This window comes from Rahnella sp. EDr1-12 (assembly GCF_049206505.1).
GTDB lineage: Bacteria > Pseudomonadota > Gammaproteobacteria > Enterobacterales > Enterobacteriaceae > Rahnella > Rahnella rivi.
The window spans coordinates 68,321-82,552 of sequence record NZ_JBLZNY010000010.1; the positions used below are offsets into that span (position 1 = coordinate 68,321).

Annotated in this window: 16 protein-coding genes and 1 pseudogene; 13 read left to right on the forward strand and 4 right to left on the reverse strand. The window is 42.4% G+C overall.

The window, feature by feature from the left end; all coding sequences use genetic code 11:
* Positions 1–52 precede the first annotated feature (52 nt).
* The 8 genes from ACO0U8_RS23275 (at position 53) to ACO0U8_RS23310 (ending at position 4,979) form a co-directional block, all read left to right on the forward strand.
* Positions 53–811 (forward strand): fimbria/pilus periplasmic chaperone, encoded by a 759-nt coding sequence (locus ACO0U8_RS23275; protein WP_421671709.1) that lies wholly within the window; start codon positions 53–55, stop codon positions 809–811.
* A 30-nt stretch (positions 812–841) separates the two neighbouring features.
* Positions 842–1,498 (forward strand): fimbrial protein, encoded by a 657-nt coding sequence (locus ACO0U8_RS23280; RefSeq protein ID WP_421671710.1) that lies wholly within the window; start codon positions 842–844, stop codon positions 1,496–1,498.
* Positions 1,491–1,997, forward strand: a complete 507-nt coding sequence (locus ACO0U8_RS23285; protein WP_421671711.1) for a fimbrial protein — start codon at positions 1,491–1,493, stop codon at positions 1,995–1,997. The genes ACO0U8_RS23280 and ACO0U8_RS23285 overlap by 8 nt, the downstream gene beginning before the upstream one ends.
* On the forward strand, positions 1,994–2,500 hold the full coding sequence (locus ACO0U8_RS23290) for a fimbrial protein (protein WP_421671712.1): 507 nt from the start codon (positions 1,994–1,996) through the stop codon (positions 2,498–2,500). The genes ACO0U8_RS23285 and ACO0U8_RS23290 overlap by 4 nt, the downstream gene beginning before the upstream one ends.
* Positions 2,497–3,003: a fimbrial protein gene (locus tag ACO0U8_RS23295; protein ID WP_421671713.1), complete on the forward strand. Its 507-nt coding sequence runs from the start codon at positions 2,497–2,499 to the stop codon at positions 3,001–3,003. Before ACO0U8_RS23290 ends, ACO0U8_RS23295 begins: the two co-directional genes overlap by 4 nt.
* Before the next feature lie 19 nt (positions 3,004–3,022).
* Positions 3,023–3,505: a fimbrial protein gene (locus tag ACO0U8_RS23300; RefSeq protein WP_421671714.1), complete on the forward strand. Its 483-nt coding sequence runs from the start codon at positions 3,023–3,025 to the stop codon at positions 3,503–3,505.
* Positions 3,505–4,062, forward strand: coding sequence for a fimbrial protein (locus ACO0U8_RS23305; RefSeq protein ID WP_421671731.1), 558 nt, complete (start codon positions 3,505–3,507; stop codon positions 4,060–4,062). The genes ACO0U8_RS23300 and ACO0U8_RS23305 overlap by 1 nt, the downstream gene beginning before the upstream one ends.
* 110 nt (positions 4,063–4,172) lie before the next feature.
* Entirely contained in the window at positions 4,173–4,979 is an 807-nt protein-coding gene (locus ACO0U8_RS23310) for a hypothetical protein (RefSeq protein WP_421671715.1), read from the forward strand.
* 556 nt (positions 4,980–5,535) lie between these two features.
* Here the strand turns inward: ACO0U8_RS23310 and ACO0U8_RS23315 are convergent.
* Both ACO0U8_RS23315 and ACO0U8_RS23320 read right to left on the reverse strand, forming a co-directional pair.
* On the reverse strand, positions 5,536–5,991 hold the full coding sequence (locus ACO0U8_RS23315) for a hypothetical protein (RefSeq protein WP_421671716.1): 456 nt from the start codon (positions 5,989–5,991) through the stop codon (positions 5,536–5,538).
* Positions 5,975–6,790 carry a winged helix-turn-helix domain-containing protein gene (locus ACO0U8_RS23320; protein ID WP_421671717.1) on the reverse strand — a complete coding sequence of 272 codons (816 nt, stop codon included), beginning with the start codon at positions 6,788–6,790 and terminating at the stop codon, positions 5,975–5,977. The genes ACO0U8_RS23315 and ACO0U8_RS23320 overlap by 17 nt, the downstream gene beginning before the upstream one ends.
* A 408-nt stretch (positions 6,791–7,198) precedes the next feature.
* Between ACO0U8_RS23320 and ACO0U8_RS23325 the strand changes: the two genes are divergently transcribed.
* The 5 genes from ACO0U8_RS23325 (at position 7,199) to ACO0U8_RS23345 (ending at position 12,212) form a co-directional block, all read left to right on the forward strand.
* A complete protein-coding gene (locus ACO0U8_RS23325) occupies positions 7,199–7,582 on the forward strand; it encodes a winged helix-turn-helix domain-containing protein (RefSeq protein WP_421671718.1) in 384 nt (127 codons plus the stop codon).
* Positions 7,583–7,959: 377 nt separating this feature from the next.
* Entirely contained in the window at positions 7,960–9,723 is a 1,764-nt protein-coding gene (locus tag ACO0U8_RS23330) for an O-antigen ligase family protein (protein ID WP_421671719.1), read from the forward strand.
* 14 nt (positions 9,724–9,737) lie between these two features.
* The gene (locus tag ACO0U8_RS23335) at positions 9,738–10,322 is read left to right on the forward strand and encodes a LuxR C-terminal-related transcriptional regulator (RefSeq protein ID WP_421671720.1); all 585 of its coding nucleotides are present in this window, start codon (positions 9,738–9,740) and stop codon (positions 10,320–10,322) included.
* Between the two features lie 115 nt (positions 10,323–10,437).
* Complete coding sequence (locus ACO0U8_RS23340; protein ID WP_421671721.1) at positions 10,438–10,833, forward strand: hypothetical protein; 396 nt, start codon at positions 10,438–10,440, stop codon at positions 10,831–10,833.
* Between the two features lie 26 nt (positions 10,834–10,859).
* Complete coding sequence (locus ACO0U8_RS23345) at positions 10,860–12,212, forward strand: FKBP-type peptidyl-prolyl cis-trans isomerase N-terminal domain-containing protein (RefSeq protein ID WP_421671722.1); 1,353 nt, start codon at positions 10,860–10,862, stop codon at positions 12,210–12,212.
* A gap of 92 nt (positions 12,213–12,304) precedes the next feature.
* Here the strand turns inward: ACO0U8_RS23345 and ACO0U8_RS23350 are convergent.
* Positions 12,305–12,490, reverse strand: a pseudogene (locus tag ACO0U8_RS23350) (transposase); the annotation flags it as partial.
* A gap of 201 nt (positions 12,491–12,691) precedes the next feature.
* A complete protein-coding gene (locus ACO0U8_RS23355; RefSeq protein ID WP_421671723.1) occupies positions 12,692–14,032 on the reverse strand; it encodes an ISNCY family transposase in 1,341 nt (446 codons plus the stop codon).
* Between the last annotated feature and the right edge of the window lie 200 nt (positions 14,033–14,232).

The following is a 14,232-nucleotide window of genomic DNA, read 5'->3' on the forward strand; positions in this document are numbered from 1 at the left end:
CATCAGTCAAAGCGTGACCCGTGATTCAACACCTTCGAATGAGATACAAAGCATGAAATTCCCTAAAAGCACTACTTTTTTGACTTGCACATTATTAAGTGGATTAGCAGCTCAGTCGGCATTCGCCGCTATCGCGCTTGATCGTACTCGTGTGATTTATGATGGCGGCCAGCAATCCATAAGCCTCAATGTCAGCAATGAAAATAAGCAACTTCCTTATCTTGCCCAGGGCTGGATTGAAGATGCTCAGGGTAACAAAATAACCACGCCTTTGACGGTTTTACCGCCGGTGCAGCGTATTGAGCCGGGGGCGAAGAGTCAGGTTAAAGTTCAGGGCTTACCGGCGGTGAAAGCCCTGCCGCAGGATCGCGAGTCCTTGTTCTATTTCAATATCCGTGAAATCCCACCGCGTACGGATAAGCCGAATACCCTGCAAATTGCCCTTCAGACGCGTATTAAACTTTTTTATCGCCCTGCTTCGCTAATGAACACCACAGGGGCAATGACTATTCCATGGCAGGAAAAAATCACCCTGAGCAAACAAGGTGACCGCTATGTGGTGACGAACCCGACGCCTTACTACGTCACTCTGGTAGATGGCAGCAGCACCGTAAAGGGTCAGTCAGTTAAGGGATTTGATCCGGTAATGGTCGAGCCCAAAAGCACCGCAACACTCACCGCCAGTGCCAGTGCGCTGGGTAACAATCCTGTGCTGACTTACATCAATGACTATGGCGGTCGCCCTCAGATTCAGTTCTCTTGCAGCGGTGGCAGCAACTGTAAAGCTGAGGCAGTCAAAGACAGCCGTTAATGACCGGAACTCTTAGTATCAGGAGGATGCATGCATAAGGAAAAATGGAACAAAGTGACTGACAGAATGACATCGCGGGAGTGGCGAGGCCTGACGGTAACGGTGCTGACTACTCTGATCGTATCAGGAGTGTTCACAGTCGTCCTGAGCGTTGTCTCTCAGGCACATGCTGCTGATAACTGGGGTGTAGACGGCGCGAATGGTGTGCTCCAGGTTCGCGGTGCATTAAGTGAAAGCGCATGCAGGTTGGAAATGACCTCGGCCTGGCAGGACATCAACCTGGGAACCACTGCCACTGGCCGTTTACGCCAGGTTGGTGACCGTGGAACGCCTGTTACGGTTCAGTTGAAGCTACAGGATTGCATATCGGGGCCTGCCCGTACGCTGGATGAGCGAAGCGGCAATCTGAGATGGAGTCCGGGACAGCCAGCGGTTACTGTCAGGTTCATTGCCCCTGCAGATATTAATAACCCGGAACTGCTACAGGTTCAGGGGGCGAAGGGGCTGGCGCTCAGAGTAACGGACAAATTGGGACGTGATATCCGTCTCGGTAGCCGCGGGGCATCTCTGCTTCTGACGCCGGGAAATAATCAGCTCACTTATACCATTACGCCGGAACGAACCCGTGCGCCGTTACAAGCGGGATCTTATCAGGCTCAAGTTAATTTTGGACTGAGCTATGAATAATAAACTGCTGTCTATAGCTCACTATGCTGTTCCTTTTACGACTGGCCTGTTTCTATTGCCGCTCAGCCATTTTGCAGGCGCTGTTACTAATGTAACAGTAAAGGTAACAGTAATCGCGCCCCTTTCCTGCGAGATAAATGGAAATAAGCCGATCACAGTTGATTTTGGTAACGCTGTAGAAACGGGAAAAGTAAATGGAACGAATTACCTCAAAGAGGTGAATTATGATATCAACTGTAAAAATAACACCACCAATGCCCTGAAAATGAAAATAAGTGGCCAGACCGCAAGTTTTGATAGCAAAGCGGTCAAAACCAACAATGCTAACCTAGGCATCGCTTTGTATAACGGCAATACCCGTATTGTGATAAATGAAGGGTTTAATTTTACCTGGCCGAATAAACCGGTGCTTAAGGCTGTTCCGGTTAAAAACACATCAGCAACGCTTAAAAGCGGTGGTTTTTCTGGTGCAGCAACGATGACGGTGGATTATCAATGAAGTTAATTCCTCAAATAACGACGCAATTCATACGAGTATTTGCATTAATTGTAACGGGTGGATATAGCTTGGTAACGTTAGCGGCACCCGGTGATATGACCTTCACCGGAACACTTATTGACGCTCCCGCATGCACCATAAACCAGGGTGTAGACCCTTATGTTGACTTTGGCAAAGACATACTAACAACCAAAGTCGATGGTGTAAATTATGCCAAGGAAGCAAACTACACGATTGACTGCACAAATAACGTTAATAACTCCCTCAGAATGCAGCTATATGGCCTGGCGACGGATTTTGATACCAAAGCCATTAAGACAACAAACGTCGATATTGGCATTGCCCTTTATATCGGAAACATTCGTACAGGGGTAAATGAATGGTTCAATTTTACCTATCCCACTAAACCGGTAATAAAACTTATACCGATTAAAAGGCCAAATATCATTCTGAAGGGCGGAACCTTTTCAGGATATGTAGAGTTTAAGGTGGATTATCTATGAAATTTAAGAATAAATCCATAAGACTTACCTCATCTTACGTTGCACTGTTTCTGATAGTCATGTCTGGTTTGAATGAGAGTAGTGAGGCGGCGCGGCTAAATTTCGATGGAACGATGATTGAACCACCTCCGTGTACTATTAATGGCGGTTCTCCAATCAACGTAGATTTTGGCAATGAAGTAATGACCACGCGAGTCGATGGCAAAAATTACATTAAGGACGTCAATTACAGCCTCCAATGCTCAGGCGCGACATCCAAAACGTTGCGCCTGCAAATTAAAGGGACCGGCGCCAGTTTTGACAGTACTAAACTGGCAACCGATAAAGCCGATCTGGCTATTGCCCTGACAGCAAACGGTAGCGCGTTGCAGGTAAACAAGTGGCTGAATTACAACGATCCTTCGAAACCGGCGCTGAAGGCGGTACCGGTAAAAAAAGATGGAGCGACATTAACTGGCGGCGCGTTTAGAGCTACTGCCACCATGATGATCGATTATCAGTAAGCAGGGAAGACATAATTACATGATAAAGATGATTATTCTAATGTTTACAGTAAGTATATCTTTCAGCCTAACCGTTAAAGCGGAAGATAATTTTTCGCTGAAAGGAACGTTACTTGAACCACCAAAATGTGGATTTAACGGAGGTTTGCAAACACTTGTAGAGTTTGGAAACCGGGTTGGGGTGAACAAGGTCGATGGCATAAACTATAAGCAGAAAATCCCATATCTTATGTTCTGCGAAGCTGAATCAAAGCCCTGGGATATGGCGTTTATCCTGACTGGTATCACGACTAGTTATGACGGGGCGGCAATACAAACCAACATTGATGACTTAGGGATCCGTTTGTTGATCAATGGTAAACCTTTCAGCGTTGGTAAGCTGGTGCCCATAGATTTCAGTAAACCGCCATTACTGGAAGCTGTCCCAGTAAAAAGACCAGGCAGTACGCTGACAGCGGGCGCATTTGAAGCGGTGGCAACTATCGGGATTAATTATCAGTGATGAAAATACAGCGAACTTGTGTAGCAGTACGTTCAATGATTCGAGGAACATTACTTGCTAGCATTATTCTTATGTTCAGCCCTGGTACATACGCCAAAGATAATGTAGTCATGCGAGGAGCGTTGGTGACGGAGCCGTGCGTGATTGCTCCCGGAGACGAAAGTATTCAGTTGGATTTCGGAACGATTGTGGACAAGTATCTATACCTGAATCAGCGTACGCATGGACAGGAATTTAAGTTGCGCCTTTCTGACTGTGATTTGAGTCTTGGTAACACCGTACGTATAAGTTTTAGCGGTGCTGAAAGTCAAGAATTACCAGGCTTACTCGAGGTGAAGAGCGGAGGGGAATCAACCGGTTTTGCAATTGGACTCGAAACAACCGATGGCGAAGCACTACCAATCAACGATTCGGACGGTTCATATACATTGAAGAAAGGAGTAAATCTAATAACTATAAATGCATATTTGCAGGCAGAACCTAAAGCCATTAGCGATAGAAGAATAAAATATGGTGGTTTTAAGGTTGTTGCAAATTTTCGTTTAGATTATCAGTGAGTTATGTATCATAATTTGAGTTTTTATTAAATGATGTTTTTAGGTTTAAGTATGCTGTCACATTAATAGCTTTATGTGGATCTCTTACTGAAAATTCTAGTGGAAAGAATATGAAGAATAAAACATTGAACATCGGTTTCTTATCTGTATTACTATGTCCTATAGTCTGGGCTGGTGACCGAGATATTCCTTATTTTCCAAATATGACAGGAGGGTATGAGAACGGGAAGTACTGGATAACCCTTGGATCACCTACGATTATCGATGGAGGGGATTGGGCTGCAACAAGAATAATAGGGAAAAGAAGAACTTCGGCATATGCGGCGTTTTATAAAAATGATCCTCCAGATAAGGCCTTATTCCTTGGTGGTGCTAACCATCAAAGTACTACGAGTATTAATACATATTCGAAGTTATTAATGAAACATTATTATACAGATAGTCATTGGTGGTTTACAGCAAAATATACTACCGAATACCCTCCATCAGATTATTGCGTTACTGCAGCTTTATATACCGGTAGCACTGCGATACCAGGTAAGGACTGGACGTGGGAGCGCCCACCTGGAGTTTGTGCAAGGGTACCAGAGATACCTGCTCAATGTAATATAACTAATAATGAAATAATTTTAGACCATAAATTAATAAATCAAAAAGATGTAGATGGTTCTATTGCAGAAAATAATTTTATTATAAATTGCTCGCGCTCAGGTACCGTTCGGTTTTCACTAACTGGGGGTAAAACAACGCTCGATATTGGTGGGGGAATGTCAACGATAAAAATAAACAATCTTCCATTGCTGAGTAACTTAAAACTCAATGTGGGAGATAATAATTTAACAATAAAATCAGTGCTGAGTGGAGTCAAACCAGGCACCTGGCAAGCTAGCACGGTTCTACTTTATGAGCCTGTATAGAATGACATATCAAAATGGATAACGTTATATCTAAGCAAAGGTATATGATTTTTTAACTACTTTTATTTTAGCATGGTCTATTTATTGATTACTGATCAATATTTGTAATAAATAAGTATTTTGATTAGTGATACAAATAAAAACACGACAGTATGTTTGTTTATTTGTTTTAATATGTAGGGTAAGAATCATTCAGTTTACCCACAATAGCTCTAGTCTGGAGTGTTGGTTATCAGACATGGCTATAAATAATTGAAAGATTCGACATTATAAAAGCATGCGAAATTATCGAATGATAATTAATTTCTTGCATTAAAAAATAAGTGAGCAATTGTTGGTGAAAATCCTATTGGATAATTTTAAAATATAAATGTCACATTAAAGTATGGGGTTAAATATTCATAACCCCACAACTTTTTAGGTGAAGATCATGTTTAGCCCGGGAAGTTCATCAACATTAGGAGAAGTCTTAATTTCAAGAAAAAGCGGTTTAACATGATTTTTAAATGAGAAGTTTTTATATGACAATTAAAATATAATTGTTTGATGCTTACAATCAGTCTTCCGTGCATATAAGAAGTGTTTCATTTGGCAGAGTCATAAAATAGTCTGAAGAATTTAATTTTGTAATTTTTAATTTAATCTGGTCGTAATTCAAAACCTTGATAATTTCTGCCAGTGCCGGGTTTGAGTCTTTCATTTTAACAGAAAAATAATCACCTTGTTTACTGTAATTAAAATTGAGAATCCCGCCTACTGATTTTGGCTTTTGATTAAGACACGATGAACTACCATCAGCCAAAAAGTAACCTTCTCCGTTTCCATGAAATGAAAAAAAAACATCAATAAAACTGCTTTCCTGGCAACTTGTCACAGTGTTTTTGATGTGTAAACGCGCCCAGCATTCAAACTCCTTATTCCCACTTGTATTTTGCCAGGTTGCCCAAGAGACAGTGCCAACGAAAAGTGAGAATAAAATGATTAGGAGTGAATAATTATTTATCTTTTTCACGTTTTTCCTCCGTCCCGGTGAAAATGTAGTTCTCGCAAGGCGCCTTGCTATCAAATGGGCAATAACCGAAGAAGTCGTGAAGGGTAGAATTACCTGATGAATCAAGTTTTTTATCGGCTGAGTAATAAACGTTGGCTTTTAAATCACAGTCGATATCTTCACTACCAACAATTTCCTGAATTCTGTCTGTCACCCATTGCTGTGGCATTCGTCTGGTTAAATCATCAATCAGATAGAATCGACATTGTTTTATACGCAGGACCTCACTTCGGATCGCATTTAGCCTTAAATAGTCATAAAGAAAGTATGAAGATGCAAGTGTAATAGCGAATAACAAGAACAAAATAAATTTAATGAGCTGTGTTGGAAGAGATTTCCGCTTCTCATATATACTAACACTTGCCGTGGCTACTACGGTATCTATCCCAGGTGTGCTATCAGCAGGCACTACAGGTCTGCGTTCTTCACTGGGTTTAATCGCGATGATCTCTGCATCAAAAAAGAAACCCTGTTTAGGGACAGTCGTTATGACTCCGGTACAGCCACATTGTGCGAGAGCTTTACGTAGAATAGAAACATGATTATTGAGGTTATTACTGGATGCACTTAAACCACGCTTTTCCCATAACTCAAATAAAATAGCGTCGCGTGTCAATAACACTTTTGCATTACCAACAAAAAGCAACAGTAACTCATTGCTTATACGCGCAAGCGTTAGCATATCCACATTGTGTTCAGGGCTATATAAGGTCCCATCCAGAGAATTATATTTGATTGTATTGTTAATCTTGTACTCCATCCGCTTCCTCTGGTGTAAATCATGTTTATCTAAATGATAAAGGGAATCATCCCTCTTAATATTTACGTTTTATGTTTATTTCGCGACACTACGAACATTCTTAGGCGTCGGAATTGAGTATTAATTATTTTAGTGCAAAAAGTTTATAATAACTTCTAACGGATGAAAAATCTATTTATATAGTAAAATAAAGAATAAAAATCTATGATTTCACTCATTATTAATAGATAAAGCCATTCTGTGTTTCCTGGTGGTAAAGTGCTTTCATCAAATGCACATCCGATTTACGTCATGACAGATAGTAAGTTTTATTAACCTATGGCCTAAATTTGAACGTTTTCCTGGAAAGGTTTACGTACGTGTAATTGAGAAACTAACTCATTAAGCCAGGGAGGTTCAGAGATTACAATGGAAAATGTCACCTATTTTGAGAACGAGATACTCGTATTAGACGTTAAAAAGCTTATTTTCAAAAGAGAAAAAAAAGAAATTTCATTGAGTAAAAATCAAACTCGACTAATAGATTTTTTGATAAAAGGGGTTACGCAAAAAGAGGAACTCATTAACCTTTTATGGAAAAGTTCTCCTCGAAAGTCTATTGAAAACAGTTACAATCAGCTCGTTTTCAAAACGAGAGCCGTATTAATTGATAATGGTCTTCCTGAGGATTTTCTCATCACCATTCCCCGCTATGGCCTGTGTATTAACAAGAATTATATCAGCAGAAATATATCAAAAGGAAATATTATAACAGAGGTTTACAATGACCATTCATGTTTAATCGAGGTGTAATATTAATTATGATTTGGACAGATGTAAAGCCTAGTATTTTCTTTAGGACGAAATTTTAATTGAAAAGCTGGGATATTGAATTGATCTTTAAGAAATAAAATAATGTGTGCGAAAGAATGTGTACAAACTCAGTCTATCTTTAGAGTATTATAATGTAATTATGTAGGAAGATATTTTTTATGCTGCAAGTATCCTTTTTCAAGATATAATTGTTCTGTATTATTGAGTGTCAGCATAACCTACATTCATAAACTAATGCTGTGCAGGCGACGCATATGTCATGCTTGATGAACGTAGCACGGTTAGGTTTAGGAGGAAGATCTTGTCAATCCAAGCCTAGCGATAACTTTTCATCGAAAGAAGGGTGTGGTTACAGTATGGGTGGTTCAATACTCAAAAGGTCAAAAAAAAAATCAAAAATTGCTATCCATCTTCCATTGCTACTTATTTTGGTCTGGGTCATATTCTTGTTGCCTCTATATTTGCCGAATATGGGGGGCAGTGGGCTTAAACTTCCTGTCAATATTATTGCTTGGCTCGTCATGGCATCAGTTGTTGCATTGATTTGGATTAGTAAAAGAAAAGATACTATGCAGGGAATTGATTCCAATACCGGCATAATTCTGACAGGCGTGCTAATCCTTGGAATTCCGTTACTTTATACATCTCCTCAGTGGTTTGGGGCCGCAGTCTCGCGTTGGGGAGGCTTGCTGGGTGGGCTAGTTTTTTACATTTCTCTTCTTCGATATGATTTATCACATAGAAAGAAATACTGGATTATTGCGGGGATTTTGATCGCCGTGACCATTCAGTCAACAATTGCTATAACGCAGATTTTTTCTCCTGAAAATGTTCCTGCATGGCTTAATTACCCTCGCTTATATTCGCGTCCTTATGGGGTATTCCAGCAGGTTAATGTGCTGGCCACTTTTGTATCGATCGGCATAGCACTTGTGCTCATGTTGTTTATTTTTTCAAATTTGACAGTTCAGAGGTCACGGATATACACATTAAAAATGTGTGTTTTCGGTGTAATGCTTCTGATTTTTACTTCACTACTGGTATGGCTTCAATCGCGTATTGGTTGGGTAAGCGGTATTCTTGTAAGTATGATGATGTTTCTGATTGGAGTTAAAGCACAATCCAGAAACCGGGTCATATCTGCTTTGTTACTCCAGGGGCTGGCTGTTTCCTTCGCGCTATTCATTCAGACAGGGGGACACGTCAACATTGTCGACCATGCAGCATCGAGTAATGCAAGACTCATTATTCTGGATGAGTCATTTAAGATGATATTATCGAGGCCATTTTTAGGATGGGGATATGGGAGTTTCGAATACAGTTTCCAACATTTCAGAGCGTCGCAACATTTATCTACCTTATCTTTAGGTGTCGTACGTCACCCACATAATGAAATTCTGCTTTGGTGGGTAGAGGGGGGGCTTGTCTCACTAACGGGTTTCATGGTGCTACTTTATGCGGGCATAAAAATAATTAAGCGTGCTTGGCGTGCGTTAGATGTTCAGTCTCATAAAGACAGGTATCGGGGTTGCTTTCCGCTTCTGCTGATTGTAGCACTTACGCCGATGCTGCTGCATGCCCAGACAGAATACCCTTTTAATTTATCTGCACCTACGTGGTTGATCTTCCTGCTCCTGCTGGCGATGTTACAGAGCCAGTTTAACATGAGCATACCGTCCCCTATCTTGAAATCTGAAGCCTTGAGATTAGTTGACATTACGATAATTTCCGCTTCAGTTATTGCAATTATTTTTTTTGCTGTTGGTCTTTATGCAAATTTAATATTGACCTCTTTTGAACGCAACGGACTTATTGAAATCAGGGATGCTGAGCATGCGATGAATTTTGACCTCGGAATTAATTCTGAGCGTTGGCTTTATGATAAAAACCTGCATGGATTAATTGTTTTCTCGAGGACCAAAGAAAGAAAATTACTACAGCAATATAGAGACTGGGCCAAATTATATCTCTCAAAGAGAGTTGACAGAAATGTATACGGCAATCTTTGCGGCGTTTTGTTCTTATTGAAAGACGAAGAATCATATCTTCGGGTGAAAAAAGAGGCGCATCTTTTCTTCCCGGACGATCCCCGTTTCAAAATGGATTTTATCAGTGACTAATAGGAAGGTCTCAAATGCCGCGGGTATTTAAAGTTCTCATTATTGACTCGGATAATTTTTTTGCCGCAGGGCTAAAATTGAGTATTGAGAATTACTTTGCAGAAGTAAAAATGCCAGTTTTTATCAGGGAAACTAAACATTCTTATCGTATGGCAGATTTGATTTTTTGGGCTCCGCACTGTCCTGGCGCAGCATTACCTGCCAGGATTGTGGGAGATCGAACTTACATGTCAAAATTGGTGATTGTGATGACACAACATCGGGAAGAACTTACACAGTATCATGTTCCCTTTTTTCTATACCGTCACCAGAAACCTGGAGTCGTCTATGAAATAATTGATCATGCGCTAACAGAAAAATTTAAATCTGAAATAAGAGTTCCTGAGAATTTATTAACAAATAAATTAACTGAAAGACAGCGGCAAATATTACACTATCTATCAAAAGGGATGCAACCCGGTGAGATTGCTAATTTGCTGAACATTGATTGCAAAACAGTGAGTACTCACAAACGTTCTGCAATGGGCAAACTCAAACTTACGAAAAACACAGATTTATATAAGTGGCTGATAAAGGATACGAACACAAAATCTGAATAATTCAAATATTTTCATATAAACATCCTTAATGTAATGCTATAGGGCAGTGCAAGTGTTTTTGCCTGCCCGTAAGGGTTTTAAAAAAACGTAATTTTTGATTAAGCAAAGGATATTCATGAAGTCTTTTAAATGTGTACTCACTGTCAGTGTAATTCTCTCAATGTTTTTGTTAACAGGGTGCCAAAAATCTCCAATTAAGAAAGCTCCCCCACAAGCAGGTCAGGTTGTCACGCCGACCAAAGAGGAAATCGAATCAGCTCAGCTTCAGCAATGTCAAAAATCACTGGATGCGCTACAAACGGTTAAAGCTCAACAATCAGTTGAATATAAGAAGAATTTTGAAAAGTTGATGAAAGGCGCAGCGCAATACTCCGGGATCCGTAGTCGGATAAAAGATGAAACACAAGGTACTGTTGATGCCCTCTACCGTTATCGCGTAAGTAAGCTGTGCGCGCAGATTGATCAAGCCCTGTTGTTAGGACTCACCGAAAGCGGAGGGTCTGCACAATGAGGCTTTCTGCCTGGACTTTGACATGGATGGCCATTACTGGTGGTATGCTTCCTCTAAGGGCTGCGTATGCTGTTAATCCCCAGGAGAGAAACATCCCAGCACTCCTCCAGTTTGCTGAAAAATATCAAAGCAGCAGCAATGCCGATGAAGTTAAAAAGGGGCCATCGCAACAATCAAAACCGAAACCTGCGATCGGAGCAGCACAAAATGCAAGACCGGCTGCAGTTATAGGAGGACAGAATACAAAACAGCGGCCAGGTAATTGGAGAATTAAAGACACCGAACTTAAAAAGCAACAAGAGAAAATTGCAGGGCTTGAGCAGGAGGTGTCTGCATTGCGCATTAAACTCAAGGAGAAAGAGATTTCGAGAGTAACAATGCCGGCGGACTTGAAAGGCTTGAGTCTTTTTGCCTCGCAGGTAAGGCGAGCTTTGTCGATGACGCCTGAAGAAAAAGCCGCGGAAGAGAAAGTCAGGCAGGCCAATCTTCAGATTAGTGCAAGATTAATAGTAGAGCAGGAACTCAGAACTCAGCTGGAAAGCATGAAGTTGCAAAAGGACGAATTGAACAAAGCTCTGATATCAATAAAGACGCACTCACAAGAGCTGTTGCTTAAAAGTGCCGCTTCCATGAAAGAGCAGGAAGAAGCCTATAAAAAACAGCTCGCAGAACTTCAGCTTGCACTGGACACTGCAAAAGCTAATCAGGCAGTTTCACTGACGCAAGACAGCCTGGATGACGCCGGTGCGAAACAAAATTATGCTGCCGGAGTGTCATTAGGCGAGGAGATAATGCAAATGCAGGCAGAACGTAACCGCTGGGGGGTGAAAACGGATAAAGACCTCATCCTTGCAGGGATTGTTGATACGTTCTCAGGTAAACGTCGCCTTGCGGATGACATACTTAGCCGCGCACTGACTGATGCTGAAAATGAGGTCAATAATGCCAGGGAAAAAACATTGTCCGCTCAGTTTAACCTTGGGAAATCTTATGTTGAAAAATTCAAGCAACAGAAAGGTGTTATAGAGGGTAGCGGGGGCGTCCTTTACAAAATCGATTATGCCGGAGATAGCCCTATTCCCAAGGGAGCCATTGTAGATCTTATCGTTAAAGAAAGCTTGACGGATGGAACGGTTATACAGGACATGGAGGCGAACGGTGCTGTACTTTCCCAGAAAGTGGCAGAGTTCCCACCACTCTTTCAGGAAGCTCTGGTGAAATTAAATAATCATGGCTCTATGACAATGGTTGTTCCACCATCACTTGCATACGGTGAGAAAGGATATCCGCCAAAAGTTCCACCAGATGCAACCATGGTCTACCAGTTACGTATTGCCGAAATGTATCCTGATGGAATTAAGCATGAGGATGCCAATTAATTCCTTTTTTAATAATCTAATGTCTCAATTGTTTTTCTGAGTAAAGGAGTTTTCAGTAGATTCAATGGCTTTAGTTTTTTTTGCAATTCCTAGCCGTGTTTTTTCACCTTCCACTCACCCTCTCCGAAAACTTTTAAGCCGGTGGGGTCGATAACCAGGTGGGCAATTTCACTGCATGTGGGGCTTTTGAATGGGAAGCTGACGGACTAAGCCCGCCTGCTGAGGCATGAATAATCCCGGCAGCGGAACAGGAGCTTCATCAGGATAAAAATGGAATTTTGAACTTTTATTTGCCAGGGGGTACCGCTACAGGATCGAGAATGTGGTGATCTGAACCTGATTACGGCTAAAAGTTCGATTTATTCAACAAAGCCCTTAGCTTCTGTAAACCTGTCTATCCCAGTTTGAAATGTCACCCTGATTTCCCATTTTTGAATGTCACTTTTTATCCAAATTTTGAAGAGAAAAGGGCAGTCAGGTCATCTTTTCAGACTGGGTTTGAACAGGGTCGGGTCGGCAAGTACCGGGTTCATTGCCCTCAGTTGTTCCTGAACCTGAGCACGCCTTTTAGGCATATGTTGGCTGCGATTTCTTTTCCCCGCTGTCTCGAGTTCGTCCTGCTTTTCCTGCGCTAATTTCAGAACTGCACCCAGTCGCTTGTTGTCCACAATGCGGCCCTGATCGATACAGGCCAGCTTGTCGAATACCTGATACTTCAGCGTTCTGTTGCCATAGCGGAATGCCAGCGTGCCGTCCGGATAGTCAAAAGCCAGGATTTTCTCACCCGCAATATGCGCATTTTCCTCCGAGGGTTCAACAAGATAAAGCATCTTATCATATTGAAAGGTCAACGATTTTGAGAGCGTACGCAGCGTCTGCCAGGCAAAAATATCATCCAGCTCTGAGCGGTTCTCGCTGACAGGTCGATGGAGGTCTTTCGGGTAGGTTGCGGGTCTGGCGAATCGACGATTAAAGTCGCGAATAAAAACGTCCAGCCACGCATTGGCCGCGTCGATGCCACTGATGTTTTCCAGCCGCATCTCCTTAATCAGCCGATCCTGCAGGGTCAGGTTGGCACGCTCGACGCGCCCCTTAGCCTGGCTGCTGTTAGCACATATCAGTTCAATATTGAGATCATGCAACGCACGTCCGAACTGAGTCATGCCGGTCCGACGAGTCTCAGCCTGGCTGACTCTGAACACAGCATGCTTGTCGCTGTAAAAGGCCACCGGCTTGCCGTGTTTATCCATGTACTCGCGCGTTGCCAGCATGTAGTCGAAGGTTGATTCGCTCTGACAAAATCGCAGATGCATCAGGCGACCGGTGGCATCATCGATGTAAACCAACAGGCAGCACTTGGAGGCACGTCCTTCAAACCAGTCGTGGTGTGAACCGTCGATTTGAATGAGTTCACCCAAACAGTCGCGTCGATAACGGGGCTGATAAACTCGCGGTCGCCGATGGGCATGCGGCACCCAGAGACCGTCGGCAGTCATCCAGCAGCGCAACGTCTCGACAGAAACGGAAATCCCATGGCGCTCCTGAAGCTTTTCTGCGGCAAGTGTGGGCCCGAAACCGACGTAATTTTCACGTAGCAGCGTCAGTATCCGATGACGCAGTGCAATATCAATGTGATGAGTTCCGGGCATACCGCGACGAGTGTTCGTCAACCCGGCAGCACCGGACTCCCGGAAGCGGTTCATCAGACGCTGTACCTGACGTTCAGTGAGATCCAGCTGAGAGGCGGCATCACGGCGACGCAGACGCTTTTCAACAACGGCCTGGATCACCGGCAAGCGGTGAAGTTCTTTATTGGACATGGTTACCAGCATCAGAAGAGATCTCCCAGAAAGGTGGAAAATGCGCCGTATCTGGGTGACATTATAAACTAGCTAAAAGGGGGTGCGGACGATTACTTGGACTCTCGGGAGAGAGTTAATGCATTCATATGAGGACAGGGTTCGGGCTGTTGAACTCTATTATCGATATGGCAAAAAAGCCTCTATGGTCATCAGAGAAT